At 48.8% G+C, this 25,949-nt stretch carries 25 protein-coding genes; 11 read left to right on the plus strand and 14 right to left on the minus strand.

The window, feature by feature from the left end; all coding sequences use genetic code 11:
- Positions 1 to 5: 5 nt before the first annotated feature.
- Entirely contained in the window at positions 6 to 341 is a 336-nt protein-coding gene (locus ACYVAM_RS17915; protein WP_461069422.1) for a hypothetical protein, read from the minus strand.
- A 36-nt stretch (positions 342 to 377) separates the two neighbouring features.
- Between ACYVAM_RS17915 and nhaD the strand changes: the two genes are divergently transcribed.
- Both nhaD and ACYVAM_RS17925 read left to right on the plus strand, forming a co-directional pair.
- On the plus strand, positions 378 to 1,673 hold the full coding sequence (nhaD, locus tag ACYVAM_RS17920) for a sodium:proton antiporter NhaD (protein ID WP_461069424.1): 1,296 nt from the start codon (positions 378 to 380) through the stop codon (positions 1,671 to 1,673).
- Between the two features lie 80 nt (positions 1,674 to 1,753).
- Complete coding sequence (locus tag ACYVAM_RS17925) at positions 1,754 to 2,467, plus strand: hypothetical protein (RefSeq protein ID WP_461069426.1); 714 nt, start codon at positions 1,754 to 1,756, stop codon at positions 2,465 to 2,467.
- A 105-nt stretch (positions 2,468 to 2,572) separates the two neighbouring features.
- On the opposite strand, the gene ACYVAM_RS17930 is transcribed toward ACYVAM_RS17925, so the two are convergent.
- The 8 genes from ACYVAM_RS17930 to ACYVAM_RS17965 form a co-directional block, all read right to left on the minus strand.
- Complete coding sequence (locus tag ACYVAM_RS17930; protein WP_461069428.1) at positions 2,573 to 3,661, minus strand: hybrid sensor histidine kinase/response regulator; 1,089 nt, start codon at positions 3,659 to 3,661, stop codon at positions 2,573 to 2,575.
- A gap of 30 nt (positions 3,662 to 3,691) precedes the next feature.
- Positions 3,692 to 5,812, minus strand: a complete 2,121-nt coding sequence (locus ACYVAM_RS17935) for a sensor histidine kinase (protein WP_461069430.1) — start codon at positions 5,810 to 5,812, stop codon at positions 3,692 to 3,694.
- A 501-nt stretch (positions 5,813 to 6,313) separates the two neighbouring features.
- The gene (xrtN, locus tag ACYVAM_RS17940; protein WP_461069432.1) at positions 6,314 to 7,450 is read right to left on the minus strand and encodes an exosortase N; all 1,137 of its coding nucleotides are present in this window, start codon (positions 7,448 to 7,450) and stop codon (positions 6,314 to 6,316) included.
- A complete protein-coding gene (locus tag ACYVAM_RS17945) occupies positions 7,437 to 10,097 on the minus strand; it encodes an XrtN system VIT domain-containing protein (protein WP_461069434.1) in 2,661 nt (886 codons plus the stop codon). Before ACYVAM_RS17945 ends, xrtN begins: the two co-directional genes overlap by 14 nt.
- Before the next feature lie 119 nt (positions 10,098 to 10,216).
- Positions 10,217 to 10,516 carry a winged helix-turn-helix domain-containing protein gene (locus ACYVAM_RS17950; RefSeq protein ID WP_461069436.1) on the minus strand — a complete coding sequence of 100 codons (300 nt, stop codon included), beginning with the start codon at positions 10,514 to 10,516 and terminating at the stop codon, positions 10,217 to 10,219.
- Positions 10,513 to 11,163 (minus strand): hypothetical protein, encoded by a 651-nt coding sequence (locus ACYVAM_RS17955; protein ID WP_461069438.1) that lies wholly within the window; start codon positions 11,161 to 11,163, stop codon positions 10,513 to 10,515. Before ACYVAM_RS17955 ends, ACYVAM_RS17950 begins: the two co-directional genes overlap by 4 nt.
- Positions 11,164 to 11,214: 51 nt before the next feature.
- Positions 11,215 to 11,586 carry a diacylglycerol kinase family protein gene (locus ACYVAM_RS17960; protein ID WP_461069440.1) on the minus strand — a complete coding sequence of 124 codons (372 nt, stop codon included), beginning with the start codon at positions 11,584 to 11,586 and terminating at the stop codon, positions 11,215 to 11,217.
- Positions 11,587 to 11,687: 101 nt separating this feature from the next.
- Positions 11,688 to 12,398, minus strand: a complete 711-nt coding sequence (locus ACYVAM_RS17965) for a DUF1361 domain-containing protein (protein WP_461069442.1) — start codon at positions 12,396 to 12,398, stop codon at positions 11,688 to 11,690.
- 318 nt (positions 12,399 to 12,716) lie between these two features.
- Between ACYVAM_RS17965 and mazG the strand changes: the two genes are divergently transcribed.
- Positions 12,717 to 13,541 carry a nucleoside triphosphate pyrophosphohydrolase gene (gene mazG / locus ACYVAM_RS17970; protein WP_461069444.1) on the plus strand — a complete coding sequence of 275 codons (825 nt, stop codon included), beginning with the start codon at positions 12,717 to 12,719 and terminating at the stop codon, positions 13,539 to 13,541.
- Positions 13,542 to 13,649: 108 nt separating this feature from the next.
- A complete protein-coding gene (locus tag ACYVAM_RS17975) occupies positions 13,650 to 14,402 on the plus strand; it encodes a metallophosphoesterase (protein ID WP_461069446.1) in 753 nt (250 codons plus the stop codon).
- An 86-nt stretch (positions 14,403 to 14,488) separates the two neighbouring features.
- Here the strand turns inward: ACYVAM_RS17975 and guaB are convergent, their stop codons facing one another.
- Positions 14,489 to 15,961, minus strand: a complete 1,473-nt coding sequence (gene guaB, locus ACYVAM_RS17980; RefSeq protein WP_461069448.1) for an IMP dehydrogenase — start codon at positions 15,959 to 15,961, stop codon at positions 14,489 to 14,491.
- A 192-nt stretch (positions 15,962 to 16,153) separates the two neighbouring features.
- Positions 16,154 to 16,576 (minus strand): DUF2141 domain-containing protein, encoded by a 423-nt coding sequence (locus tag ACYVAM_RS17985; protein WP_461069450.1) that lies wholly within the window; start codon positions 16,574 to 16,576, stop codon positions 16,154 to 16,156.
- Between the two features lie 40 nt (positions 16,577 to 16,616).
- Here ACYVAM_RS17985 and recJ point away from each other — a divergent pair, with 40 nt between their 5' ends.
- From recJ to ACYVAM_RS18005, 4 genes are all read left to right on the plus strand, one after another.
- The gene (recJ, locus tag ACYVAM_RS17990) at positions 16,617 to 18,356 is read left to right on the plus strand and encodes a single-stranded-DNA-specific exonuclease RecJ (RefSeq protein WP_461069452.1); all 1,740 of its coding nucleotides are present in this window, start codon (positions 16,617 to 16,619) and stop codon (positions 18,354 to 18,356) included.
- A gap of 290 nt (positions 18,357 to 18,646) precedes the next feature.
- A complete protein-coding gene (locus ACYVAM_RS17995; RefSeq protein ID WP_461069454.1) occupies positions 18,647 to 18,967 on the plus strand; it encodes a metalloregulator ArsR/SmtB family transcription factor in 321 nt (106 codons plus the stop codon).
- A gap of 6 nt (positions 18,968 to 18,973) precedes the next feature.
- Positions 18,974 to 19,459 (plus strand): SRPBCC domain-containing protein, encoded by a 486-nt coding sequence (locus ACYVAM_RS18000; RefSeq protein ID WP_461069456.1) that lies wholly within the window; start codon positions 18,974 to 18,976, stop codon positions 19,457 to 19,459.
- A 43-nt stretch (positions 19,460 to 19,502) separates the two neighbouring features.
- The gene (locus ACYVAM_RS18005) at positions 19,503 to 20,054 is read left to right on the plus strand and encodes a DUF4256 domain-containing protein (RefSeq protein ID WP_461069458.1); all 552 of its coding nucleotides are present in this window, start codon (positions 19,503 to 19,505) and stop codon (positions 20,052 to 20,054) included.
- 100 nt (positions 20,055 to 20,154) lie between these two features.
- On the opposite strand, the gene ACYVAM_RS18010 is transcribed toward ACYVAM_RS18005, so the two are convergent.
- Positions 20,155 to 20,466 (minus strand): hypothetical protein, encoded by a 312-nt coding sequence (locus ACYVAM_RS18010; protein WP_461069460.1) that lies wholly within the window; start codon positions 20,464 to 20,466, stop codon positions 20,155 to 20,157.
- Positions 20,467 to 20,542: 76 nt separating this feature from the next.
- On the opposite strand from ACYVAM_RS18010, the gene ACYVAM_RS18015 reads away from it, so the two are divergent.
- Both ACYVAM_RS18015 and tpx read left to right on the plus strand, forming a co-directional pair.
- The gene (locus ACYVAM_RS18015) at positions 20,543 to 21,421 is read left to right on the plus strand and encodes an MBL fold metallo-hydrolase (protein WP_461069462.1); all 879 of its coding nucleotides are present in this window, start codon (positions 20,543 to 20,545) and stop codon (positions 21,419 to 21,421) included.
- 198 nt (positions 21,422 to 21,619) lie between these two features.
- Positions 21,620 to 22,213 carry a thiol peroxidase gene (gene tpx, locus ACYVAM_RS18020; protein WP_461069464.1) on the plus strand — a complete coding sequence of 198 codons (594 nt, stop codon included), beginning with the start codon at positions 21,620 to 21,622 and terminating at the stop codon, positions 22,211 to 22,213.
- A 128-nt stretch (positions 22,214 to 22,341) separates the two neighbouring features.
- Here tpx and ACYVAM_RS18025 read toward each other — a convergent pair whose 3' ends face one another.
- On the minus strand, positions 22,342 to 22,731 hold the full coding sequence (locus tag ACYVAM_RS18025) for a hypothetical protein (protein WP_461069466.1): 390 nt from the start codon (positions 22,729 to 22,731) through the stop codon (positions 22,342 to 22,344).
- A 239-nt stretch (positions 22,732 to 22,970) separates the two neighbouring features.
- Here ACYVAM_RS18025 and ACYVAM_RS18030 point away from each other — a divergent pair, with 239 nt between their 5' ends.
- Positions 22,971 to 23,954 carry a glycoside hydrolase family 43 protein gene (locus ACYVAM_RS18030; RefSeq protein ID WP_461069468.1) on the plus strand — a complete coding sequence of 328 codons (984 nt, stop codon included), beginning with the start codon at positions 22,971 to 22,973 and terminating at the stop codon, positions 23,952 to 23,954.
- A gap of 29 nt (positions 23,955 to 23,983) precedes the next feature.
- Here the strand turns inward: ACYVAM_RS18030 and ACYVAM_RS18035 are convergent, their stop codons facing one another.
- The gene (locus ACYVAM_RS18035; RefSeq protein WP_461069470.1) at positions 23,984 to 25,783 is read right to left on the minus strand and encodes a glycoside hydrolase family 97 protein; all 1,800 of its coding nucleotides are present in this window, start codon (positions 25,781 to 25,783) and stop codon (positions 23,984 to 23,986) included.
- Positions 25,784 to 25,949 lie beyond the last annotated feature (166 nt).

Raw genomic sequence — 25,949 nt, forward strand, 5'->3', positions numbered from 1 at the left:
ATTCATCATTCCCTCATGTATTGCCAGAAAGTCCACCATCGTCGCGACTTCAAGTACATTAAATTCTGTTCGTTGGTAAAGGCTTCCCGCTCAAAGCTAATGTTCCGGTAGGCCAGATAATGCTGACGGTATTGCAGCCGACGAATGAGGTATTCAAAGACATACCAGACGTAGAACAAGACAATACCCAACTCGGCCTGCTGGCGCAAATGAATTCGTTCGTGGTTGAGGAGAACAGGCCCTGGATTTGGCTGCTTAACCAGAATAAACGGAAACAGGGCCATCCCATCGGGACCAAGTGAAGCAAGGTGAATGACGAACATAGATGCGAACGGGTTCATAAGTGGCTAACAACGACGAGGGCAAAATGGCTCATTATGACAAGTATACTCACAGTTCTGTTTGTAATCGGTTATCTGCTGATTACACTGGAACATTCCATTAAAATTAATAAAACGGCTACTGCGCTCATTACCGGCATCTTATGCTGGGCCGTTTATGCGCTTATGGCAACTGATGCTGAAGCCGTCGGGCATCAGCTGGAGCACCACCTGACGGATACGGCTGAGATTCTGTTTTTCCTGATGGGGGCCATGACGGTTGTCGAATTAATTGATGTGCACGACGGGTTTACGCTCATTACTGACCGGATTGCCAGCCGCAATATTCGCACGTTATTCTGGATCGTGAGCCTGCTCGCCTTTTTCTTATCGGCTTTGCTGGATAACCTCACAACCTCCATTGTTATGGTGTCGGTAGCTCGTAAACTGATCCGGAACACCGAAGACCGGCGCGTGATGGCGGGTATGATCATTCTGGCGGCTAATGCCGGTGGCGCCTGGTCGCCTATTGGCGATGTTACGACCACCATGCTCTGGATTGGCGGCCAAATTACAACGACTCATATTATCCGTATGGTGTTGTTACCCAGCCTTGTTTCCTTATTGGTGCCGTTAATTGTACTGACTCGATTTTATAAATCCAAATCTGAAGAAAAAGCAGTAACGGCGAAATCAGGAATAAGTCGTCCCTACGTAACGCCCATGTCTCGACGCGACCGCCGAATCATGCTGGCCATCGGGTTGGGTGGTATGCTGTTTGTACCTATTTTTAAGACAATTACTCATTTGCCACCCTATATGGGTATGATGCTGGTACTTGGTTTTATCTGGGTAGCCTCCGAGGTTATACACAGTGATAAAGACGAAGCTGAGCGAAAGAAGTTTACGGCATCTTATGCCTTAAGCCGGATCGACACACCCAGTATTCTTTTCTTCCTCGGCATTTTGCTGGCCGTTGGCGCGCTGGAGTCGACACAAGTATTGCGATCGCTGGCCGGCTCATTGAGCCAGGCCGTCGGGGATCTGGATAGTATCGTCCTGCTTATTGGTGTTGCCTCGGCCGTGGTCGACAATGTGCCCATTGTAGCCGCGGCTATGGGCATGTATGATCTACAAACTTATGCTGTAGATAATAAATTGTGGACGTTTCTGGCCTATTGCGCCGGTACAGGCGGAAGTCTGTTACTGATTGGCTCGGCGGCTGGTGTAGCCGTTATGGGAATGGAAAAACTGGCGTTTGGTTGGTATCTGCGTAAGATAAGCTGGCTCGCCCTGATTGGCTATGTCGCCGGAGCTTTGGTGTTTTTAGCCCAGTTTGCGCTCCTTTCCTGAGCAATGACTGCATTCACCCAACCTATTGCTGTTTTAGGGACTATACAGTATCTTTGACTAGACACATTTGCTGAAAAAGTATGAAAAAGCTAGTATTAGTTATTGGCATGATCGCCGTATTCGGCCAGTCGGTTATGGCGCAAATAACGCCAACCGCCGATGAGGTAATCGATAAATACATTGCGGCCATTGGGGGCAAAGATGCCCTGATGAAAGTGACCGATATGACCACCAGCATGTCCAGTGAAGGGCAGATGGGGGCGATCATGATCACGCGGAAACAGAAATTGCCCAATAAGTTTTCGATGGTTATCAACGCCAACGGTATGGAAGTGATGAGGCAAACTGGCGATGGCTCGAAGGTGGCTATGGGAGGCATGCAGGGAAGTCGTACCCTTGAGGGAACGGCCGCTCAGCAGATGACCGCTACCAACACCATCTTTCCCGAGTTACACTACGCCGAAAATGGGGTCAAAACGACAATGGTTGGCCCCGAAAAAGTAGATAATAAAGATACCTACAAACTTAGCCATACAACCGCCGATGGGTCGGTTACATGGACGGATAATTTCGATGCAACGACGGGGCTCAAAGTGCAATCCACGATGACGAATAAATCGCAGAAAGGCGAAGAGATGAAGACGACAATGGTCTACTCAGATTATAAAGTCGTAAACGGCATCAAATTTCCTATGACGATCCAGCAGCAGTCGCCCCGTGGCCCGATGAACATGACCATCGACAATGTAAAGCTCAATAAAGGCCTGAAAGATTCGGATTTTACGGTGAAGTAAGCTTACTCTAGTTTCGGTTCATAACAAAGCCGATGGCTGCAGCCATCGGCTTTGTTATGAACCGAAACGGGAAATTGTAGCAGACCGGGCCACCGGAACGAACGACTATACTGGAAACTGAACCACCACCTGCGTTGTGCCCGGGGCTATGCTCTCAATGTGGAGAGTTCCTTTATTGAAGGCCAGCAACTTGTTTGTAATGGCGAGGCCTAACCCAAAGCCCTGCTGTTCATATCTGGGCCGGTCGAACTGCCGGTAGGGCGCTGTCTGTTTAATGTCGTCCTGATGAAAAGGCTGCCCATGATTGAGAAAGGTCAACTCATAATAAGCTGGCTTTAGCCGCCCAGTTATGTAAATAGATTGATCGTCGGCAGAGAACTTTACGGCATTATCCGTTAGTTCCTCAAGAATGATCGCCAGGTTTTCATCCGAAATCAGCAGGTGCGCACTCTCCACCTCAAGCTGACACGGGATTTGTCGATTTTGACGGTAGCCTGCCGAAAGTAGATGCTTATTGAGCACATCGACCGTAACGTCAGCATGGCCAGTACTGAAAAAGCTGTAGGCCATGTCCGAAGTGTCGACGGTCTGTAGCCTGGTAATCAATCGATTATTGTCCAGGGATCGTTTCAGACGTAGGCAATTAACTTTAATCATGTCCAGCATCGACAAATTTTCGGCGCGGCTAAACTCTCCGTAATAATCAATCAGTAAGGTAGTAAACCCCAATATCCCTGTCAGGGGCGTATTGTATTCGTGGGTCGAGAGGTTTGTCATAGACCTAAGCTGCTCCTGCAGAAGTGTCTGCGTATTCGCTTTTCGTTGCGCTTCACGCTGGAGCCGCGCCCGAATGGCGATCAGCAGGGTGTCCATTGTGAACGGCTTCGTCAGGTAATCGTCGGCTCCCAGCGCCATTCCTTTGCGGGTGTCCGTCATGTCGGCCTTGGCACTGAGGAACAAAAAGGGGGTATGGTTCAACAACGGATTGGCGCGAATGACTTCAAGTGTTTGAAAGCCGTCCATTTCGGGCATCATAATATCGCACAGGATCAGGTCTGGTTGCTGCTGCATAGCCTGTACAACACCTTCTTTACCATTGGAAGCTACATACACCGTAAACCCATTCAATGTTAGTAATTCGGCTAGATTTTCACGGATAAGTGTTTCATCTTCAATCAATAGCAGTTTTTGCATGGCGTAGGATAGTGCTTTGGCGTAGTTAGTTCAAGTGTTAATGGGGGACTGATAGGGCAGTATAATGGTACATTGCGTGCCCTGGTTTTCTTCGCTGTCAATCGTTAGATTTCCCCCATGAAATTCGACAAACTGGCGGGCAATGACTAACCCTAACCCTGAGCCCTGGATGGTGACGGCGTTGCTGGCTCGAAAAAAGGTATTAAATAATTGGGGAAGTTCGCTGGCTGGAATACCAATGCCTTTGTCGGCAACGGTTAAGACGAGCTGCTTCTGCTCGAAATCGACGTGTAATTCAGGATTCTCGGTTGAGAACTTAAACGCGTTGGAAAGTAGGTTGGCCAGTACGTGAGTCATCAGTTTCTTATCCAGAGGAGCCAGCCGCGGCTGCCCGTTAACCGTTACCCGGACTGTCCGTTTATCTTGTCGTTCGGCAAAGTGGGTATGGATCACATTGTGAATCAGTTCGCCAACATGAATCAGCTCAGGGGTATAATCAATTTTACCGGCTTCGATCCTGGCCACGTTCAACATATCGGACAACATATCGCTCACATTGAGAATCTGGTTTTCGATACTCGCTAAATGCTGTCGAATGACAGGCTGGGCCGTTTCTCTGGGCTGCTCCAGATAGAGCTTCACCAACTCGACACTGGATTGTATGGTGGCGAGTGGCGTGCGAAACTCATGGGAGGCCGTAGTGACGAATTTCGATTTCAACTTATTTAACTCCTGTTCTCTTTCGAGCGACTGCTGCAGTAAGAACTCAATTCGTTTCTGAGCCGTAATATCCGTAGCCATACCTACGTAACCAGTTATTACTCCGGATTCATCACGCAGCGCCGTCCGGGTAAGCACCACCGGCGTACGGTGGCCATCACGGCTATATATCGTATAGTTATCGGCTTGGTTATCCGCCAATTGTTTGAATAGGCTAAATGTTGGTTCTATGGGTTTGCCAAGTTGATCAGCCAGTTTTTTTGCCTTATTTTCCAGATCGACAGGATCATGGAATATAATGGGATTATGTTTCCCAATGAGCTCGTCGGCACGATAACCCGCTAGTTTTTCAGCGGCTGGATTAACCGTCTGAATGACTCCCTCGGTATCGGTTGAAATAATGGCGACACCAGCGTGTTCAAGAATTGCTTTCTGTAGGGCCGATAGCTGGTAGATTTCGGTTGTTCGCTCAGAAACCAACTGCGTCAGGTTATCGGTATGAATCTTTAATTCCTGTTCTGTCTTTTTCAGTTGCGTAATATCCTGAACAGAAAACAAAATGCCATCGCCACAGGGCGTCAGTGTAAACTCGCCCCAGACTGTTCGTTGCTCAGATGTATATACTTGTTGATATTGCTGCGGTTGCTTCGTTTGGCTGACGGTCAATAATCGCTCGAAAAAACCATTTTCTATTACGCTTGGGAATAGTGATTTTAACGAATGACCGGTCATCTGCTCGATCGGCAAACCCGCGAAGGCGGCATTCTTTGCATTGGTGAAAACGTACTTAAAATCCACAATACGACCTTGTTTCCAGACGGCTTCCCAGAGTGCCAGCCCGGCAGGGCAATTGTCGACAATGGTTTGAAGCGTCTGATTCGTCCGATGTAACTCCCCATTTAGGGTTTTTAGCGTCTGACTGGCCTGGGCGAGTTGCAGCTGGCTTCGGCGCAGTTGCAGTAACGAGACCACCTGACGGGCCAGGGCTTTCAGGGTTGCCTCTTGCTGGGCTGACAGTTGTCGGGGTTTATAGTCAAGTACACATAAGGTTCCCAGTGCCTGTCCTTCCCCATCGACCAGAGGCATACCCGCGTAAAAAAGAATACCATTTTCGCCTGTGACGGATGGATTGGCGCTGAACCGTTCGTCGAGACGGGCATCGGTAACAATCATCAGGTGATCTGGTTGGTCGATGGCGTAGTTGCAGAACGTATCCTGGCGTACGGCTTGCGACAAAGCTAATCCATGCGCTGACTTATACCACTGCCGATGATCGTCCAGTAACCCAATCATAGAAATGGGCGTCTGGCAGATATGAGACGCAATCTGGGTAATTGCATCGTATTCCTGTTCAGGCAGTGTATCCAGAATGTTGTAGCTGGCCAGAGCATCTAACCGTACGGATTCTTTTTTAGGTGTTAATGTCGTCATGTCGCTGTCAGGCAGAAACCAGGGCAACCTATGCAAAGATTGCCTTAATTCCGCCTATTTGTCTTGCAGTCGGAATTGCCTTATTCTATAAATGTGGCTAATCAAGGTGTAATTTCAATACAGATTAATCGAGATTGTACAAACATAAACTGATTGTAACGAAAGTTACTAACTGAAAGGTATATTATAAATTTATTAAATACATATAATGCAAACTAAAATTGGCTAATGATTGATATAAATAAAAAAAAGTCATGACCTTAAAGAAAGGCTTACTGGTGTTTCTGGAACGAGTACCCTAGCTATGAGCTACTTTTTTTAAGCTTTAAGAGCGCGTTTCAATCATCGTAATTCAGTAGATAGGTCAGGACCATGAAGCCAGGCGATCGGGTGGTTGATTTATTCGGGAAAGAATACATAGAATAGCGGGGCTGTCAATCCCCAATTTAGCTGAACGACGAACGCTATACGAGTAAAAGAACGCGAAAGAAGCACCGTAGATCAGTTACCGAAGGGGTTGAGGGCATCTGTCCCAAAGCTAGCCGTTGGTTTTGCCAATGTCACATTGACCAGAAAAAAACCACCTTCATTCAGAAGCATTTGTTTACGCAAAGCCAACTGGCTCACGGTGCTTGTTTTCCCATTGCTGAACCACCAGGCTGAGTAAAGGCGTTTCCCTTTCCGGCTTAACTCACCCACATAAGCCGGGTGTCCATCGAGTGTTGTTTCGCGAACGCGCCGGAGTTCATAACCGCTACCTCGCCAGCAAGCCATGGGGCTATGGTCAGCACTAAACCAGTCGGGTTGGGGCTTCAGATAAATTAGAACGCCGGGTTTTGACAGTTGTACAATCCCGTTTGACAATGTTTTACACAAACAGTCGGCACCGTACTTCTGCCAGCCAATAGGTAAGGTCTGTAGCCGCTGGCAACGATTAACAGCTGGATCTTTGGAGCGCGAGGCCATAAATAAGATCCCCACGCCAAACATCAGCACGGCTGTACCCCAGATAGGCTGCCACCCCCAGTTAAAGCGCTGTTTGGGCATGGTTGGTTGCTGTTCTGATAAGGGGTGGCCAAACCGATTGAGGAGCCAGTGCGCCATTAACCAGGCCGGGAGCCAGGCATACACAGCCACACAAACCAGGCCTATGCCTTCGTGCGATGCTGTGCCAGGCAAACTACCGAAAGCGACTAATGCCATAATGCGGAACATGTTACAAAAAATAGCCAGCCCGAACACAAAGACAGCATAGCTGATAACCCATCCGAAGGAGATGGACTTTTGTGTCTGACGCTCCTGCCAGATAAGGAAAAATAAACCCAGCAATAACGAGACGCCTGTGAGTTGAAGCCCCATACAGGCAGGATCAACAGCCATCTCAACGCCATCTTTTAGTATCACATTACCTTCAGTCCGTACCGAAAATCCCGCCAGCCGAAGCAGGTAGCCCGACCAGCGACTAAGCTGCAGTCGAATGGGAAAACTGAACAACGCTGAAAAGTAGCGTAACCCCGGCGAAAGGAGGATGAGAACGAGTAAACGCCCTGTCCATCGGCTTCGGCCAGGGTTGCCGGGCCAGCCTGCAAAAAGAAGCAGACCAACCGAAAGCAGCGTCGTTACATCAAGCGTGAGCATAGCGCTTCGTCCAGAGCAACCACCCGAATACACCTAACGCCATAGCCAGCAATGCCCACTCATGAGGTTCTGGTACGGCCCCTTCTTCTTTTAACGTGGCATTATCGAGCCCCGTCATGTCTTTCTTTATGCCAAACCGATCGTAATCTTTTACCGTTTCGAGTACAACCAAACTCGACAGGGGCGAGACAACATGGGCCAGTTGGGCCTCCTGAAGCAGGGTGTCATTTTGGTAGTTCTTCGTAAAATAATGACGGCCAACGTGGCGAAGTAGTTGATTATAGGTGAATAAGCGGGCAAGATGGTCAGGGGCTACGGATGCTTTTTGGGTGTTGGCAGGCATTTTCTGAATGGCAATGCCTGCTTCAGCCAGTACGATTCGTTCATCGGTATCCGGTAAGCGTGGAAACTGCTTTCTCTTGTCAAGAAGGTTAATTAAGTCGCAACTTGTGCCATGCACTACGTTCAGCACCTGGAGTTCGGTCAGTGTTTTCAGGTACGCTGGTAATTCGCGGGCGCCGGATTCGGACTTGTAGCAAAAGGTCCGAATAGGCGCTGTCTGCTTTGTTAACAGATTAAAATTACGGGCATAATGGCTTCCTTTTAAATCGGTCAGGATGGGCGAAATAGGCGTGCCTTTGGTGATCAACAGCGCTGTTGCTGGGTTCACAATTCGATAAATTGGAAATAGACTGAACGACTGCCGAGTCAGTCGCTCGTACGTAGCGTCGAGGTTTTCGGGCGTGAGTTGTTTTAAGCCATCATCGAATACCCAGACGCGACACGAGTTCTTTCGGGTTGCGCTCCAGAAGGCCGTTGTGAATTGATTTTTCTGCCAGGAGGCATTGAGGTCAATGTAGACATCTGCTGGGCTAAAAGGCTCATTTGTGGGTTTGTATGGTTCTACTCGATATCCGCTCCCGTTGAGTATGAATGCGTTGGCCGAGAGCGGAGGAGCCTCAAAATGCAACTGCCAATCGGGTTGGTAGCTGCCCCGATGCGTAAGCGTGTTCTCGTTTAGGTTCGTAAACAGCCAGGGCGTTTTTAGCTCGTTGGGTGCAGAAGCAAAGGCAACGCTTACCAGCTCCGTTGCTGAACCTGCTTTAGGACCGTCGAAATAAGGGTTTTGATAGACCAGTTGGTTGTCGACTAGTTGCAAGGGGGATGTAATACCCACTTTCACCCGTCGATCATCACCCGCCCGGCAGGGAAACACGCGCACCGTTACCCGGTTACCTTCCCGCCAATACACTACGGATGGATCTCGTGACTCTACCCCAACAATAGTTCGGTAAGCTGTGTCGGCTTTCGCGACAGTCGTTAGTCGGGCGGGTTCTTCTATACCATTGATCCACAGCGACATAGACGATACGACCGAGCCGGCCGGTAAATGAAACGTTAACAAAGCTTCTTCCGTTGTATGGCGTGCCTGGTTCCGAATCCGTACGGTCTGCTCTGTATAGCTTAGTCGGAATTCCGGCCAAATACGCACCTGCGAGACAACATCTTTGATGGCTAAATGGCGGCCCGTCCAGAATTTCTCTTCAGAACTGTGCCGATCGGCCGATATGACTTTCAGCAAGGATAACTGATCGGCTGCTGAGAGCATGTCGGCCGGGAAAAGCTGGGACGCTATGACAACCAGCGGATCATGCTGCCTCGCATCGTCCAGGCTCGTTAGGCCATTAAGCCCCCAGCCGTTACCGTCGAAGAAACGGCCTCGATTGTATACGCGGTTGCTTAACAATAACCGGTTAGTAACCCAATCGAACCAAGCCTGGCCCGGCCATGTATGACTGGATTTTAATTGTTGGGCAATGAGCACCCAATCAGGCAAATCACTCGTTTTTCGGGTTGTGGCTTCCTGCTGTGTTTGTTCAATACGGCTAAGATCGCTGATCCAGCCAACTAGAAAAAAACCAATCACGAATGCCGGAACGGCGAGCCCAACACTAATGCCGAGCCGAAGGTGTTCTTCCTGTTTGGCATCCTGCCAAAGCCGTTTTCCGAGAACAATAGCGAATGTAAGGGGCACAAACGTGTGAGCCGATAGCCCCAGACCAATGAGCATTGGCACGCTGATAAGGTACAAATGAGCCATGTAGAGCGCCATATACGCAAACAGCCACCAGCCAACGGCCAGCACCGCATACTGAATTTGCTGTGCCCGGACGGGCAACGAATCTTTCCAGGCATACACCGCCATCGCTGCGCCAACGATGACCAGAACCCCGCATAACCAGGCCGTCGATTGCTGGAAAACGGGCAATTCCCGATTTAAGGCGTACGCACTGATCAGCCAAAGCAGCAAGCCCAGCCATCGGGTAGGTCGGCCCTGGGCATGATGAGGTCCCCGCACTTTCAAAAACCCATTAAATTCCAAAGCCAGCGTAAACGCGACTGCCATTCCGTAGTGAACCATAACGAAGGCAAGATTGCCATTGCCTGTGCCTCCGGGCTCGCTCCATAGCTCATAAAGTAAGAACGTGGCGGATGAAATAGCTAGTAACAAAAGGCCGAGGCTGAAGATCGAATCCCCGAAAGGGGCCAGCAAACGGGACCTTGGGGTAGGAGGATAGCTACTATCAACTTCCTGCGAGGAGAGGATTTCGAGTTGCGAGAGCGATTTTTCAGTACTGATTTTCATGAAAGTACTTTGTTTTTCAAAGTGAAATGATAAATAAAAATTGGCATGAAAGAGCCGTTGACTACAAAAAGTAGCTATGGGTTACGGATATGCTTGGTTGAAACCGATTTTTGGAGTCTCTATATATTTTTAATAAATTCTTCCAGCGCGGTCAGGTGATCCGAAAAGGCTTGTTGCCCTGCATCGGTGGCCGAATATGTCGTATTTGGTTTACGCCCAATAAATTGCTTTTGCACCGCCACGTAACCGGCTTCTTCCAGCGCACGTAGGTGAGTGGCCAGATTGCCATCGGTCAGGCCGAGCAACTCTTTGAGCGCGTTGAAACTCAAGAACTCATTGACCATCAATACCGACATGATGCTCAGCCGCGCTTTGCTTTCAAAGGCTTTATTGAATTGAGCCAGCAGGTCGTTCTTCATTCAGTGGTTCGTTCGTATTTAATATACATGGCCAGGCCATACACAATATGCAAAACGCCAAACCCAAGGGCCCAGGTCAGCAGGTTGTAGCCCGGCCAAAACAGTGATAACAAGCCCAGTCCGATTTCGCAGTAGGCCAGCGATTCTACATCACGGAGGGTGTATTTACTGCCATTCAGCAGCGCCAGGCCATAAAAGATGAGCGTTACGGGAAAAGCCAGCCAGATTAAGTTGTACTGCAACAGCGCCAGGCAAAACACACCACCAGTGGCCAGTGGAACCAGCATGGCCCACACTAATCGCTGCGACGAGGTGTTCCAAACGGTTTGACCCTGGCGTCTGGCTTTTCGGACCGTGAAATAACTCCCTGATAATAAGGCCAGTGCCAATACGGCCAGGGCAACAATTACCAGAAACTCCCTGACTTCCTGACGATTCATGTGGGTATAATACGCATCGGAATAATCGTGACGAAGCGCCGTAAATAGACCTGTTTGTAGGCGTGCCGAGACGATAAGAGCCCCCACGAGAGCGATCATTCCTGCCGAAACACCCGACAAGCCGCTTAATGACAGGAACTTAGAAGAACGCTCCATCAGGCTACGAATTTCCGTCAGGGTTTGTAGATGTTCGCGCGATTCGTGCATGAGTAAAGAGTAAACGGTTGAACGTGTAAACGTGTAAAATGAGTGTCTGTTTTATGGATAAAGTAAGGCCAATATATGGCCGCCAAGAATGATGAGCCCTACCAATATGGCTACAATAGTCAGAATAAGGACTGCACCGGACGAGAGATCTTTAATGGCTTTGATTTGCGGATGTAAACCCGGCGATACAAAATCGCACAGTTTCTCGATAGCCGTATTGAACGCTTCTGCCGCCCAAACAAGCCCGATCTGGGTGAGGATGATAGTCCATTCTACCGGGCTAAGGCTCAATACAAACCCAGCCCCGACAACCAGAATAGCCACCAGTAAATGCACTTTGGCGTTGTTCTCGAACCGGAACAAATCCAGAATGCCCTGCCCCGCAAACCGAAAACTGCGCAGTACTTTAGGGAAATCAATCATCTGGCAAATCTAATGCGAAAAAAACAGGCTTTCTATTTACCAGTTGGCCGACGCCTGATGTGATTGGGTTTATACCTGCCAGCATCAGCAATTTCCTCGGGTTAATGACTCCGGTCGGATTCCTTTTCATGTTCGATATACCAGTAGAAAGCAACGTACATCAGGAACAGAACAAATCCGTAAGCAATGGTCAGTTTTATGCTCAGGTGGTCATGGTAGGCACGGGCAATGGCCATTGTCAACGCGGTCGGACTGGTCAGCACATCCCAGCTATTCCACCGGCCAATGCGGCCCAGGTAAATACCGAAGCCTGACAGAATCTGACTGCTGAAGATCAGTGACCAGGTTGATAAAGTACCTGCCATTGGCCGAAGCATCCGGTGAACGATGAGGATGGAATATAACCCGATTAGCAAGCCCGTCAACGCGAAGACGAACAGCGTCATGGTGTCAAACCAGAGTAATGGCTGGTCGATATTTTTAATGTGAAAGAGGTCGGTAATGATGTAAGGGGCATTGGGTAAAAAGGCCAGCCAACCTGCCAGACCGCCTACCAGTAACCATTTATTTCGAAAGCCGGACTGCCGTAAGTCGCGCAACATCAGGACGACACCCAGCGGAAACCAGGCCAGAAACAGGTTCCAGGTCAGCATGATGAAAAACCACCAGTTGCCCGTTAATAAACCCCGTGTTGTCACTAAACTAAGCCCAATAAACGTCAGTAATGCCAGCGCCCGTGTGCCTTTGCCAGAGCGGGCATCGCGTGGGGAAATCATGCCGGAAGGATAAGGAGATATAGCTGGGATGTGCATATGTAAAGTACTTTGTTTTGCAAAGTAAGTGCATTAATCAAATCCGTGTCAAGCCGAAAGGGATAAATATTTTCAGCGGCTGAGAATCGATTCCATTTGCTTACGGAACCAGGCGGTTTTGACGAGGCTTCGTTTGCTCAGGTTCATCGACTCAGACAGAATTTATTAATGGAATTCTGTATGTCGGACATACGGTAAGGTGGCTAATCTTCCGTTAGAATTTCCTACGGCCCATGCGCTAGCCGACTTGTTGCCCGTAGGGACTCGTTATGCCATTTTCTGTTCGCCCATTCCTCGTTTTTCCGTTATCTTTACCGTATGACGTTTACTGAAATGACTCCCCGCCGTCAGGAACAACTGATGGCGTTTGACCGGCTCCTGACCATCATGGATGAGTTGCGCGAGCAATGCCCCTGGGATCGCAAACAGACGCTGGATAGTCTGCGCCACCTCACCATCGAAGAAACCTACGAGCTTTCGGATGCTATTCTGGAAAATGATTTGCCCGAGATTCGCAAAGAGCTGGGTGATATTCAGTTACACCTGGTTTTCTACGCCAAAATTGCCTCCGAAACCGGCCAGTTCGATATGGCTGATGTTCTGAATGGTGTCTGCGATAAACTCATCAGCCGCCATCCACATATTTATGCAGACGCAACTGGGAGTAAGGTCGTTGCCGAAACGGAGGAGCAGGTGAAAGCGAACTGGGAGCAGCTTAAACTCAAAGAAGGAAATAAGTCGGTACTTGGCGGGGTTCCGGGTTCATTGCCCGCTCTGGTGAAAGCAATGCGTATTCAGGAAAAGGCTCGTGGGGCTGGTTTTGACTGGGACGAAAAAGAACAGGTCTGGCAGAAAGTAGAGGAAGAAATGCAGGAATTTAAAGCCGAATTCAATGCAGATACACAGGCCGTTATCGACCAGCAACGAGCCGAAGCAGAGTTTGGTGATCTGCTTTTTTCACTCGTCAACTACGCCCGCTTTATCGATATAAACCCCGAAACGGCCCTCGAACGGACAAACAAAAAATTCATCAGGCGTTTTCAATACATTGAACAGCAGGCCCGGGCCAATGGAAAATCGCTGAGCGAGATGACGCTGGCCGAAATGGACGTGTACTGGAATGAAGCCAAGAAAGATGTATGACAACGAAAGATGTATTGTGTAGGATATAGTATGTAGTTTATATTCGTCGCATTATACACGCCATATCGCCCATATCGTACAACAAGACCTAATCATACCTCCTGAATCATGCGCATTGCTTTCCTAACTGATTTGCACCTGGGTGCTGACGGTGACCTCGTACAGAACGTGGATGTCCGGCAAAACTTTTTGACGGCGCTGGACTACCTGGCTGAACTGAAGCCGAATTGCCTAGTGCTTGGCGGAGATATTTGTGATACGGCTGGCAACCAGGAAACGTATGAGTGGGTGAGGACGCAAATCGACAAGCTCCCCTTTCCGAACTACATTATTTCCGGCAATCACGATGACCCCCTTCTGCTGGCGAGTGTATTCAACAAGCGGCACGATCTACATACGGGCGAGCTCTATTACGCATTGCCGCTTGAAGGGCGCCCGGCTCTGTTTTTAGATTCGTCGAAAGGTTTTTTTTCGGATAATCAGTGGGACTGGCTTCGGGAGTTCATGCTGGCCTTGCGCGATACAAATGTGGTGATTTTCATGCACCATCCGCCGTTGCCCGCTGATGTCGCATTCATGGATCGCAAATATGCTTTTCAGCAAAGTGAAGAGTTTCTTGAGGTTGTGCGCGATTTACCGTGTCATGTAACGGTGGTTTGTGGCCACTACCATGTAGAGAAAGTCGTTCAACGGGGAAATCTGCTTGTCTTACTGACGCCCTCTACGTTCTACCAGATGAAGCAGGATGCGCTCGAATTTGCGGTTGAGAGTTACCGCATTGGTATTCGCGAGGTGAACCTGACCACACATGGCACCAACAGTGCTGTGTTTTATCTCGACCCGGCTCAACAGCCTTCATAACCGGCTCAGCAGGTTGCTTGCTGACGTAAAGTCAGTGTAGGATGTATGAAATTGCTCCATACATCCTATACCCTACATCGTTCTTTCTACCTTACCGAATAATTCGGGGCTTCTTTTTGAATCGAGATATCGTGCGGGTGACTTTCGCGTGCACCAGCCGTGGTGATTTTCACGAATTTAGCTTGCTGAAGCGTTGGAATGTCGATGGCACCGCAGTAGCCCATACCAGCTTTCAGGCCACCCACCATCTGATACACAATCTCAGATACTTTGCCTTTGATTGGTACCCGGCCAACGATACCTTCCGGTACCAGTTTTTTGATGTCATCTTCGGCGTCCTGGAAATAGCGGTCTTTTGAACCATCTTCCATCGCTTCTACAGAACCCATACCCCGGTACGTCTTGAACCGACGGCCTTCATATAGGACCACTTCGCCGGGAGCCTCTTCGGTACCGGCCAGAACCGAACCGATCATGACCGTACTGGCACCACCGGCAAGCGCTTTCGTAATATCACCTGAGAAACGGATTCCTCCATCGGCAATAATAGGAACACCCGTACCCTGTAGTGCTTTGGCAGCTTCATAGACAGCCGTTAACTGAGGCATGCCAATACCGGCAATGATCCGGGTGGTACAAATACTGCCCGGTCCTACACCTACTTTCACGGCGTCGGCACCGGCATCGGCCAGGGCTTTCGCGCCTTCACCCGTTGCCACGTTACCGGCCATCACTTGTAACTTTGGAAACTGCTGTTTGATGCTCCGGACGGCATCCAGAACACCTTTGGAGTGGCCGTGGGCGGTATCGACACTAATTACGTCGACACCTGCTTTGACAAGGGCTTCGATGCGCCGGGTCAGATCGGGCGTAACACCAACGGCTGCCCCGACACGTAACCGCCCCAATTCGTCTTTACAGGCGTTGGGGTGACTCTTTTTCTTGAGAATATCTTTGTAGGTAATCAGCCCAACCAGATGATAATCGTTGTTGACGATCGGGAGTTTTTCAATCCGGTACTGCTGCAAAATGCTCTCCGCTTCTTCGAGCGTCAGGCCTTCCCGTGCCGTAATGAGATTCTCACGCGTCATAATACCCGTAACGGGTTGCGACAGGTCGCTCTGGAATCGTAGATCGCGGTTGGTGAGGATACCAACCAGTTTATTGTTCTCATCCACAACCGGAATGCCACCGATTTTAAACTCACGCATGATCTTCAGCGCATCGGCAAGCGTAGCTGTTTCGAGGAGGGTGATGGGGTCAATGATCATCCCACTCTCGGAGCGTTTTACTTTCCGGACCTGATCGGCCTGAGCCTCGATGCTCATGTTTTTGTGAATAATACCGATGCCGCCTTCCTGCGCCATCGCAATCGCCAACGCTGATTCGGTAACGGTATCCATAGCCGCCGAGATCAGGGGAACGTTTAGCTGGATGTTGCGGGTGAGTTGGGTGACGGTTTGCGTATCGCGTGGGAGTACCTCCGAATAGGCAGGCAGGAGCAGTACGTCGTCGTAGGTGAGAGCCTCGTAAAGAAACTTACTGGTATCTAAGCTCATAGCAAATAGACAAGTGATGTTATTTGCCGGATAAAATTACAAAAAAAAACGGAACCGCCCAGCCTTTCCTGCAGGATTCATACCAATTCTATAATTTACACCTAAGATTCGCGATAGAGTCCATAACTCCGGCGATAATCTCAGGTGTAAATCAGGTCAGGTCCGGTGCTATGACCGGGTGGCTGGCAATGGCTAATTGAGCTCGATCCGAACGGTTTTGCCGCTATCGCCCACACTAAATTCGCAGTCACTGAACTTGGGCGCCGATAATTTAGGTCGGAAATTGTTACTGAATCCGTATGGTTCTTTAGGGATACCAAACATGCGTTTGTCCATTTTTCCATTTCCGTTTTCGTCATGATAAACGGCTATCGCATATTCACCTGGTTCAACCGTGAAGCTCGTATGGACCCGTTCATGAGTAGCATCCACTTTTTTGCCTTCGATCGGTTTGCCTTCGGGAAAATCTTTTCCAGGCCGGAAGAGGGCAACGTATACAGCGCCATTGAGCGTACGAACATTATGGACCTCAATGGTTAAGCTGGTTTTCGCGGGGGGAGCCGTCGGTGCTGGCCTGGATGCTAGCAGGGCAAAAAGAGAAAGCAAATGGAGCATAAATAGAGAGTTTTTCTAAAAACGGATTTATCTTGCAATTATGATAGCCCAATCGCCACTTCCTGTAAAACGCTGGATCACCAAACCCTTCCCTGATTCGGTGGAGCAGCAGGGCGTACTACAGACATTAACCAATTCGCTTGGCGTTAGTCCGTTTCTGGCGGCTCTGTTGGTACAACGAGGTGTGCAAACCTACGAAGAAGCACGGATGTTCTTTCGTCCTGAAATAGGTCATTTGCATAACCCGTTCGAAATGAAGGACATGGATCGGGCTATCACACGCCTGCAAATGGCGATGCTGCCCGAACGGCAGGAGAAAATCCTGATCTATGGCGATTATGACGTGGATGGGACGACATCTGTGGCGCTCGTATACGGCTTCCTGAAAAACTATCACACGGCCATCGATTATTATATTCCGGACCGCTACAAGGAGGGCTATGGGATTTCGCAGCAGGGTGTACAATGGGCGGCCGAGAATGGATTTTCGTTAATTATTGCCCTGGACTGTGGCATCAAGTCGGTTGAGCGGGTCGCCGAAGCAAAGGCGCTCGGGGTCGATTTTATTATTTGTGACCACCACCGTCCGGGCGATGAACTGCCCGACGCAGCCGCTGTGCTGGATCCTAAACGGGACGATTGCGCTTATCCATATAAAGAACTGAGTGGCTGTGGTGTTGGCTTTAAACTGCTTCATGCGTTTTGCCTGCACAAAGAAATTGACTTGAGCCAGCTCTACCCATGCCTGGATCTGGTGGCAGTCAGCATTGCGTCGGACATTGTACCAGTCACTGGCGAAAACCGGGTGCTGGCGTATTATGGCTTGAAACAACTGAACTCAGATCCTCGCACGGGGCTGAAGGCGTTGATCAAAATAGCCGGTTTCTCGCGGGAACTGGACATCACCAATCTGGTATTTGGACTTGGGCCGCGGATCAATGCCGCTGGCCGGATTCAGCACGCCAAAGCGGCCGTGCAGCTTCTGTTGGCCGAATCGGAAGAGGAAGCGGACGAGTTCGCAATGGCGATCAATAAACACAACAACAGCCGACGCGAATTTGACAGCAATATTACGGAACAGGCGCTGGCCATGATCCGCGAAAATGAACTACTGACACAGGCTAAAAGTACCGTGCTTTTTGATGCTACCTGGCACAAAGGGGTGATTGGCATTGTGGCCTCCCGCTGCATCGAGCACTTTCACCGGCCAACCATTATACTCACCCAATCGAACGACAAGGCGGCCGGGTCGGCCCGGTCGGTGCCGGGTTTCGACGTGTACGAAGCTATTGAAGAATGTTCCGATTTGCTGGAGCAATTTGGCGGTCACACCTTCGCGGCTGGTATGACCATGTCGGTGAGTAACATTGAAGCCTTTCGGAAAAAATTTGAAGAAGTTGTTGCGCGCACCATCAAAGAGGAGCACCTGACGCCACTAATTGATATTGATTTGCCGCTGGATTTTAGTGAGATCAGCGATAAACTGTACCGGATCGTGCGGCAAATGGGTCCATTTGGGCCTCATAATTTACAGCCCACGTTTATGACGGAGGATGTTTATCTGGTTAGTGAACCGATCATTATGAAAGAAAAACACCTCAAAATAAACGTTCGCCAGGGTAGGAGCGGGCAGACCTTAACGGCCATTGGGTTCGGCTTTGCTCACATGGCCGATCAACTCCGGCCCGGTCAGCCGTTTGCTATTTGTTATCAGGTCGAGCAGAATCATTACAACGGGAACACCACCCTGCAGTTGATGCTGAAAGATATAAAGCCCTGAAACAACACCTAAACCCGGAGGCTGGTAGTAGGTAGAAGCTGGTTACCTGAGCGGATAAAATGTTCGTTTAGGCTATTTTCGGTAAATAGACTAGGGCTCGAAGATCGAGCCCTTTTTTCTTGCTCTGTTCCCTAGGTCACAGAAAGTGGGCGCATGGAAGCGGCTAAGGCTGGTAGTCATTAACCGGCTCGGCAGGCGTAGTGACTAATTTCAAGTAAGTTCGTTGTAAGGCGCTGAAAATTTGCGTAGTCATTTAGCTACATGTATATTTGTAGTCAAATGACTACGCGATGAATTTAAGACGAGATGTATTCCAGGCCATCGCCGACCCTACCCGACGGGCTATTCTCCTGTTGGTCGCTTCCCAATCCATGACCGCCGGCGCAATAGCCGCCAACTTTGACTCTGCCAGACCGACTATCTCAAAGCACCTGCACATACTCACCGAGTGCGAATTGCTCGAACAGGAGCAACAGGGCCGGGAAATTTATTATCATTTACACGCCCGGAACATGAAGCAAATAGCTGATTTCATCGAACCCTTCCGCCAGATGTGGGATGAAAAGTTTAACAAACTGGAAGCAATCATGAAACAACAGGCCAACGACTAGACGACTATGGAGCTAAAAACAAGGGTTCATGCCGAAGAGGGTAAACAGGAGTTAGTCATTATCCGGGAATTCGATTTGCCCGTGGACTTACTCTTCAAAGCCTATGTAGAGCCTGACATCGTGGAGCAGTGGATGGGGACAAAAGTGCTGAAACTGGACAACAGAAAACATGGAAGCTGGCACTTTGAAACAACCGATCCTAAAGGAAACAAACATAACTTCCATGGGGTCATCCACGACTTCAGCCCAAACCAAAACATCACCCGGACATTTGAAATGGAGAACACGCCTGCTTCAGGAGTCCGATTTCCGGCTCAACTTGAATTTCTGGAATTTGAAAAACTGACGGATAAAACCAGTCGTCTCCGCATGCACATCGTGTATCGATCGGTCGCGCTCAGAGACCAGATGTTGCGGTTACCCTTCGCACAAGGGTTGAGTATGGCCCACAACCGGTTACAGGCGTTTTTCGATAAAAGAAATGAACCATGATAATGAAACGCAAATTCGCTAATTAATCACTAAACACCTGAAAATGGAACTGTCACTCGAAGAACAGCAAGAGCTGATCGCCTTGTTAAAGGCTCGGTTTGAAAAAAACATGAACCGTCACAAAGGGCTTATGTGGCTCAGCGTACAAACAAAATTGGAAGCGAATGAAGCGAAAGTAAGGGCGCTCCATCAGATGGAACATACGGGTGGTGAACCGGATATTGTTGGTTATGATCAAAAGACGGACGAATACATTTTTTATGATTGTGCCGCAGAAAGTCCTAAGGGCCGCCGAAGTATGTGTTACGATCATGAAGCGCTGGAGTCCAGGAAAGCCAATAAGCCGGAAAATAGCGCCGTTGAAATGGCAGCCGACATGGGGATCGACCTGCTGACGGAAGAACAATACCGGGAACTACAGGCACTTGGAACTTTCGATACGAAAACATCGAGCTGGCTGAAAACACCCGATGATGTTAGACGACTTGGCGGGGCCATCTTTGCTGATTTCCGCTTCGGCCGTATCTTTGTGTATCACAACGGTGCCGAATCGTACTACGCTGCCAGAGGGTTTCGTGGCTCGCTACGGGTCTGAGTTTCGCTCAGCCAGCAAATAGATGCCCGGATGCCGAACATGTCTGTACAGGCCATTCGGATCAGACTCGGTAACTTACAGCCAATTCCATGATTAGCACCTAATACGTCTGATTCTGGCCAGATTTTACATAACTGTACTGGATAATCACAACGCCATTCTCAGGGCCTACCTCGTACATAGGTGGATCCGTAATTTCGTCAACTTCGATTTCAGACGCGCCAGCATCCAAGCCACCGATTTCGGCTGCCACGCAGGCTTTGGCGACCTGGTGAATCAGCGCCAAACGGGACAGGAACGAACCCGGTGGCGAATGCTCCTCCTGGTTCAGAAGCTGCTGGATTTGGTGCTGAAAGTCGGCCAAAGGCACTTCCAGGCTAGCCCGCTGACGGTCCGACGTTGATTGTTGCATGAAAAGTTAACCATCCAGTCAGGCAGAAGTTATCTTTATACGCGTGGTATTTCAATCCGGACACGTCAACTAGCCTATGAAGCTAACCATTACGGGCTATTCGACGGCCCTGTTCTCAACCTGGTATTTTGTTGAAGAATACCGGTTGCTTTTCGATGCTGGTGACGGTGTAGCCGCTACCTTGCTGCAAAAATCGCGCAAGATTGACCATATCTTTCTCTCACACGCCGATCGGGATCACCTGACGGGACTGGTGCGGCTCAATGAACTCATTGTACGGGATGGGTTGCCCAGGCTGTACTTTCCAGCCGATGCTGGTTCGTTTTCGGCATTGGAAATCTTCTCCAAGCAGTTTGATGCGCGTGTTGGTCAAACCCATTGGCAGGGGGTAGCCAATCAGGAAAGCGTCATGATTCAAAAGGACGTCTATGTACAGGCGCTTCGTAACAACCATGTGGTTAGCGCTCAGCCACACCAGGTAAAAAGCGTGAGCTATCAGCTCTATCAACTTAAACCGAAGCTTAAAACGGCGCTGGTAGACGTACCCCAGGATCAACTGACCCAAATGGCGCTGGCGTACGGCCGGGAAGCGATGACCGAGCCGGTCCGATCTAACCTGGTCGGCTATTCGGGCGATACCCCCGCCGACCAGCTAGCGCAATGGAATCACACGCCGATTTTGATTCATGAAGCCACTTTTCTGAGACGTCAAGATATCAAGGAACCAGACCCTAATCGTAATCGACACAGCACGCTGGAAGAGGTCTTACGGGAGGTGGCTCAGTTGACGATCGAGACGTTGATCCTGGGTCATTTTTCGTCTCGTTATTCGCCGGATGAAATTGATTTAGCCATCAAGAAATACTGTCAGCTGTATAAGATTCAGATTCCGGTTTACCGGTTGTTACCTGGGCAGGTGCAGTGGGATATTTTGCAGAGCCAACCAATCAATTAATAGCGAGTGGATGCGAATTAGTCAGGAATCGAAAGGCCAAGTCTGGCCATTGTCGCTAAATTCAGTGTTGATAATGGCCAGACTTGGCGGCCCTATCGACAGGACAATCCTTACTTTGATTTTATCAGGTAACCTGATTGATTTTCATGACTGTTTTCTTTGCACATTTGTAGAATCACAATCAATGTAATACAGCGTATGACCAGCATCAAAAATTCCATGTTTGCTTATAAAATCTTCTTTTTGGGACTTGCAGGACTATTTATTACCGGTATTTCACTCGGACAGACGACAGGTACAGCCGTTACTCTGGGTGGTAAACCAATTCATACCGTGGGTAAACTGCCCGCCGTTGGGACAGCGGTCAAAAATTTCACGTTGACCGGTATTGATCTTACGGATAAGACGTTGGCCGATTACAAGGGCAAGTACGTGATCATGAATATTTTTCCAAGTGTGAACACTGGCGTCTGCTCCAAATCGGTACGGAAATTTAATGAGGATGCGGCTGGCCTAAAAAACACAACGGTGCTCTGTATTTCCAAAGATCTGCCTTTCGCACAAAAAGCTTTTTGTGGAGCAGAGGGAATTAAAAACGTAGTGATGCTCTCTGATTTCAGAACTGATTTTGGCAATTCTTACGGCGTTCAAATTGCCGACGGCCCCATGAAAGGGCTGTTAAGTCGTGCGGTGATCGTCGTGAATCCCGAAGGGAAAATCGTCTATGAACAACAAGTACCAGAAATAGGGCAGGAGCCTGATTACGCTGCCGCTATTGCTGCCATCAAGTAGGCCCCGGCCTGAATGGCCCTATTCATTAAAAAAATAGGTGTACGAAGGGAAAGATGAGCGTTTTCAACGCAACGTGCGTCTACTGGCACAGCCCTGTGTCTGTAGACGCACGTTGCAGTATACCGTTCTTACTTACTGGACGATACAAACCTGACATCAAATTCGCCCGACGCGTGCTTACCCTTCATTGTTACCGTATACGCTACTCCTTTCTGATTGACCAAGTGAACTGAATTTGCTTCAGAGGAGTCAATCTGTTGATTGAATACGTGTTTTGATGCGGACTTTATGGATGCCCCCAGCACACCACTCGTTTCCTTGAATCGGTATGCTAGATAGGTATCGTTAGTCGGTACATAGAGTGTGAACGTTTGTTTACCATTCAGGTCTTTAAACTCGGCCTGAGCAACCTGAGAGTTAGACGTTCCCTTCCAGTTTCTGGTATAAGAACACGAACTGAAAAACAGGCTGATACCAATGCATACTATAAACCGGATCATCATAATGGCTTTTAACATTAACTAGATAGTGATTCTATTTAGTAGCTGGTAGATGAACAATTGCGTTTCCGGGTTGCATCAGTCAGATACAAATTATCCGATCCGTTGCCTAAAGGACAGGCAATTGACTAAAAAGCGCTGGTTCCTGGTATCTGACCCGACTTGATCCTGGGGCGTTCATATAGTACTAAAGCCATTCATCTACCTCTCGTTCATAGTCCCACTGCTTATTAACTTGTTGATTGTACTCCGAAAAAATGAAATTGATTCTTATCTATTGTATTCTTTTAGGCTCTGCCCTACAGGCATCAGCACAGGCAGAGCGGGATATTTTTTTTGCCGATGTAACGATCTATGTTGAGAACGATAAATATTACCTTACCGGGTCGAGAGGTGGAGACGACGGGCCCCAGGGATTTGCTCTCTTAGAATCAACGAACCTGAAAACATGGTCCGTACCGGCCAAATCAAACGATTCGCTGGGAATGATCCTGACCAAAGGTGACCATACCTTCGGCACCAGGGGCTTCTGGGCACCTCAAATATTTAAGGAGAAGGGCACTTATTATCTTACCTATACAGCCGATGAACAAACCGCACTGGCTGAGTCAAAATCGCTGTTGGGTCCATACAGGCAAAAAGAAATTGACCCCATTGATGGGTCTGAGAAAAATATAGATTCCTATATTTTCAAGGATACCGATGGTAAATTTTACCTCTATCATGTTCGGTTTGATAAAGGTAATTACCTGCATGTGGCCGAGTTTGACATGAAGACCGGAACGATAAATCTTAAAACCCTGAAACGATGTTTCGACCAAACAGAGCCCTGGGAAGCGACGCCTAATTATAAGTCGGCACCCATTATGGAGGGCCCTACGGTGATCAAATTGAAAAATAAATATTACCTGTTCTATTCGGCCAACCATTTTCAGAACATCGATTATGCGATTGGCTATGCCGTAGCCGACTCGCCATACGGCCCATGGGTAAAATATAAAAAGAACCCGATCATTCATCGCTCTATAGTTGGCGAGAACGGATCCGGACATGGTGACCTCTTCGAAGGGGTAGACAAGCAATTGTATTATGTATACCACATTCACAACTCATCCGATAAAGTAGGCCCACGCAGGACACGCCTGGTGCCGGTAGCAAAGCAATGGGATGAAAAAGCCGGTGTTTATACGTTTCGTGTAAAAGGAGAAGAGGTGATTGTGCCTGTAATGGCCGAAAAATAAGGGCGGGCTATAGGCCTGCCTCGCCCGTCTTACTGATTGACAAACTGGATAATAAAGCCTCCTTTAGGAACAAAAGCGTACTGCCAGGTAGACGTAACTGGATAAGTCTCTGTTTTGAACGTCATCAATGGATTTTCGCCTTCTGTTATAACTCTGAATTTAGGAAAACCCTTTGCATACTTGACCAGATTTAGTTTGACAGGCATTGCTTTATCCGTGCCGTTGATACCGACAATGTAAGAAAGGTTATCCTTCTGACGAGAGAGTATAATCTGTTCACCCGGTTCAGCCACAATACTCTCCGTTGTATCCCAACTGGCAGGCATGTCTTTCAATAATTGTCGAACCGGCATAGGGAGCGAATCAAATATCTCTTTTGAGTCTGCAAAATGAATAATGCCCGACGTATAGACCATCGCCGTAGCGAGTTCATGGACGGCTGTGTTCAAGCGGGGGTATTTCCGGATGGTTAGGGCAAACGGGGTGTAGTCCGTTGGGCCTGCTACATTTCTGGTGAAGGGCAATACGGTATTCTGTTCGGCAGCTTTATCCGGATAGCGAGCTTCATAAAAGTAATGTTCCGTTCCTAAAACAGCTTCTGCTGTCATGAAATTTGGCCAGGTTCGATGCCAGCCCCTTGGAACGGTCGTTCCATGAAGGTTTATCAGCAAATGCTCTTTCGCGGCATCCTCGAACAATGATTGCAGGCAGGCCATCACCTCCTGCCTGTCTGAACACCAGAAGTCTATTTTAACCCCTTTGACGCCCATAGCCGCCAGTTCGTTAAATCTCTTTCTTCTTTTTTCTGCGTCGAAATAGGCCGCCGAATAGCCCCATACCATTGGTTTGACGCCCTTGGCAGTAGCCTTCGCAATGATCCCACCTTCTGTATTCGCTTTCTCCCAGCCCGCATCAAACAGCGTATAGCCGAAGCCGAAAGAGGACGCAAGATCCGTGAAGGCGTTATAGATTTCAGGCGAATGATCCTCGGGATGGGACCACCATGACCAGGTAGCTTTTCCCGGTTGGATCCAGGACGTATCGTCAAGTTTAGAGGCAGGAGCTAAATCCGTAATCAAGCTTGATAGCAGGATGTCCCCGGCCTGTTCGCCAATGATGATCACCCGCCAGGGCATAGTCCAGGGAAGCGCAGAAACTGGATGATTCGTTTGGCTCAAGGGAAGGGTATATTTTTCGTCTTGTTCCGCAAACGCTATTTTGTACACGCCACCCTGCGAGTTGGGTTGCAAATGGCAGCCCGGAAACGAACCATCCGTTCCGGACTCCGCCAGTAAAACCCAGTTTTTGCTATCATTTAGTTGGAAAAGAGCAGGCATACACCAGCCTACAGACGGGTTTCGTGGCTTACTGATTGAGTCGCCGGGATGTATGTTGAAATAAAAATCTTCATAGCCCGGGGTAACCTTTCCCGCTTTATTATACGGTTGCAACCAGCCCTTCGCTGTTTTTTCAATGTGAAATCCTGTGCTCTCCGAGTTGATCACCCGCATTTTTTTATCCTGATCCGGAAAACGGTAGCGGAAAGCAACACCTTCCTTCCCGTTGACCAAATCAATGATCATGAGCGCCCCCGACTTATTTTTAAACGTTATACTCCTGGTGTCAAAAACATGATTTATCGTTTTGAAATTACCCACATTCAAGTCGTATTTTTCCCGTCTGACTTCAATGGGTGAGACCGTAACGACTGAGAGCCCAGACGTAAAATTCTGATCGTCACAGTTGAGGCCAAGCGGAGAATCGGCAATGATGATTTTATCCCGGTGTGTTACGTTGTAACGCAATTCTCCGGTTTTGGTCAGAGACAAGGTAATTTTATTTGATCCAAGCTTCGAGCTTAGGACCATGGATTGGCTTGTTGCATTGACGCCACTAAAAAGAAAAATTGCGCCGATTAAAAAGGGAAGAACTTTGTAAATCAAGCCATTTCTCACACGACTGATCGGGGTGCTTAGTGCCAGCGCGGGGTGGCCC

Source organism: Spirosoma horti (assembly GCF_054776595.1).

What these genes read in the sequence shown, in the direction of transcription:
- ACYVAM_RS17915 (WP_461069422.1), bottom strand. Translation starts at nt 341, where the DNA reads ATGAACCCGTTCGCATCTATGTTCGTCATTCACCTTGCTTCACTTGGT.
- nhaD (WP_461069424.1), top strand. Translation starts at nt 378, where the DNA reads ATGACAAGTATACTCACAGTTCTGTTTGTAATCGGTTATCTGCTGATT.
- ACYVAM_RS17925 (WP_461069426.1), top strand. Translation starts at nt 1,754, where the DNA reads ATGAAAAAGCTAGTATTAGTTATTGGCATGATCGCCGTATTCGGCCAG.
- ACYVAM_RS17930 (WP_461069428.1), bottom strand. Translation starts at nt 3,661, where the DNA reads ATGCAAAAACTGCTATTGATTGAAGATGAAACACTTATCCGTGAAAAT.
- ACYVAM_RS17935 (WP_461069430.1), bottom strand. Translation starts at nt 5,812, where the DNA reads ATGACGACATTAACACCTAAAAAAGAATCCGTACGGTTAGATGCTCTG.
- xrtN (WP_461069432.1), bottom strand. Translation starts at nt 7,450, where the DNA reads ATGCTCACGCTTGATGTAACGACGCTGCTTTCGGTTGGTCTGCTTCTT.
- ACYVAM_RS17945 (WP_461069434.1), bottom strand. Translation starts at nt 10,097, where the DNA reads ATGAAAATCAGTACTGAAAAATCGCTCTCGCAACTCGAAATCCTCTCC.
- ACYVAM_RS17950 (WP_461069436.1), bottom strand. Translation starts at nt 10,516, where the DNA reads ATGAAGAACGACCTGCTGGCTCAATTCAATAAAGCCTTTGAAAGCAAA.
- ACYVAM_RS17955 (WP_461069438.1), bottom strand. Translation starts at nt 11,163, where the DNA reads ATGCACGAATCGCGCGAACATCTACAAACCCTGACGGAAATTCGTAGC.
- ACYVAM_RS17960 (WP_461069440.1), bottom strand. Translation starts at nt 11,586, where the DNA reads ATGATTGATTTCCCTAAAGTACTGCGCAGTTTTCGGTTTGCGGGGCAG.
- ACYVAM_RS17965 (WP_461069442.1), bottom strand. Translation starts at nt 12,398, where the DNA reads ATGCACATCCCAGCTATATCTCCTTATCCTTCCGGCATGATTTCCCCA.
- mazG (WP_461069444.1), top strand. Translation starts at nt 12,717, where the DNA reads ATGACGTTTACTGAAATGACTCCCCGCCGTCAGGAACAACTGATGGCG.
- ACYVAM_RS17975 (WP_461069446.1), top strand. Translation starts at nt 13,650, where the DNA reads ATGCGCATTGCTTTCCTAACTGATTTGCACCTGGGTGCTGACGGTGAC.
- guaB (WP_461069448.1), bottom strand. Translation starts at nt 15,961, where the DNA reads ATGAGCTTAGATACCAGTAAGTTTCTTTACGAGGCTCTCACCTACGAC.
- ACYVAM_RS17985 (WP_461069450.1), bottom strand. Translation starts at nt 16,576, where the DNA reads ATGCTCCATTTGCTTTCTCTTTTTGCCCTGCTAGCATCCAGGCCAGCA.
- recJ (WP_461069452.1), top strand. Translation starts at nt 16,617, where the DNA reads ATGATAGCCCAATCGCCACTTCCTGTAAAACGCTGGATCACCAAACCC.
- ACYVAM_RS17995 (WP_461069454.1), top strand. Translation starts at nt 18,647, where the DNA reads ATGAATTTAAGACGAGATGTATTCCAGGCCATCGCCGACCCTACCCGA.
- ACYVAM_RS18000 (WP_461069456.1), top strand. Translation starts at nt 18,974, where the DNA reads ATGGAGCTAAAAACAAGGGTTCATGCCGAAGAGGGTAAACAGGAGTTA.
- ACYVAM_RS18005 (WP_461069458.1), top strand. Translation starts at nt 19,503, where the DNA reads ATGGAACTGTCACTCGAAGAACAGCAAGAGCTGATCGCCTTGTTAAAG.
- ACYVAM_RS18010 (WP_461069460.1), bottom strand. Translation starts at nt 20,466, where the DNA reads ATGCAACAATCAACGTCGGACCGTCAGCGGGCTAGCCTGGAAGTGCCT.
- ACYVAM_RS18015 (WP_461069462.1), top strand. Translation starts at nt 20,543, where the DNA reads ATGAAGCTAACCATTACGGGCTATTCGACGGCCCTGTTCTCAACCTGG.
- tpx (WP_461069464.1), top strand. Translation starts at nt 21,620, where the DNA reads ATGACCAGCATCAAAAATTCCATGTTTGCTTATAAAATCTTCTTTTTG.
- ACYVAM_RS18025 (WP_461069466.1), bottom strand. Translation starts at nt 22,731, where the DNA reads ATGTTAAAAGCCATTATGATGATCCGGTTTATAGTATGCATTGGTATC.
- ACYVAM_RS18030 (WP_461069468.1), top strand. Translation starts at nt 22,971, where the DNA reads ATGAAATTGATTCTTATCTATTGTATTCTTTTAGGCTCTGCCCTACAG.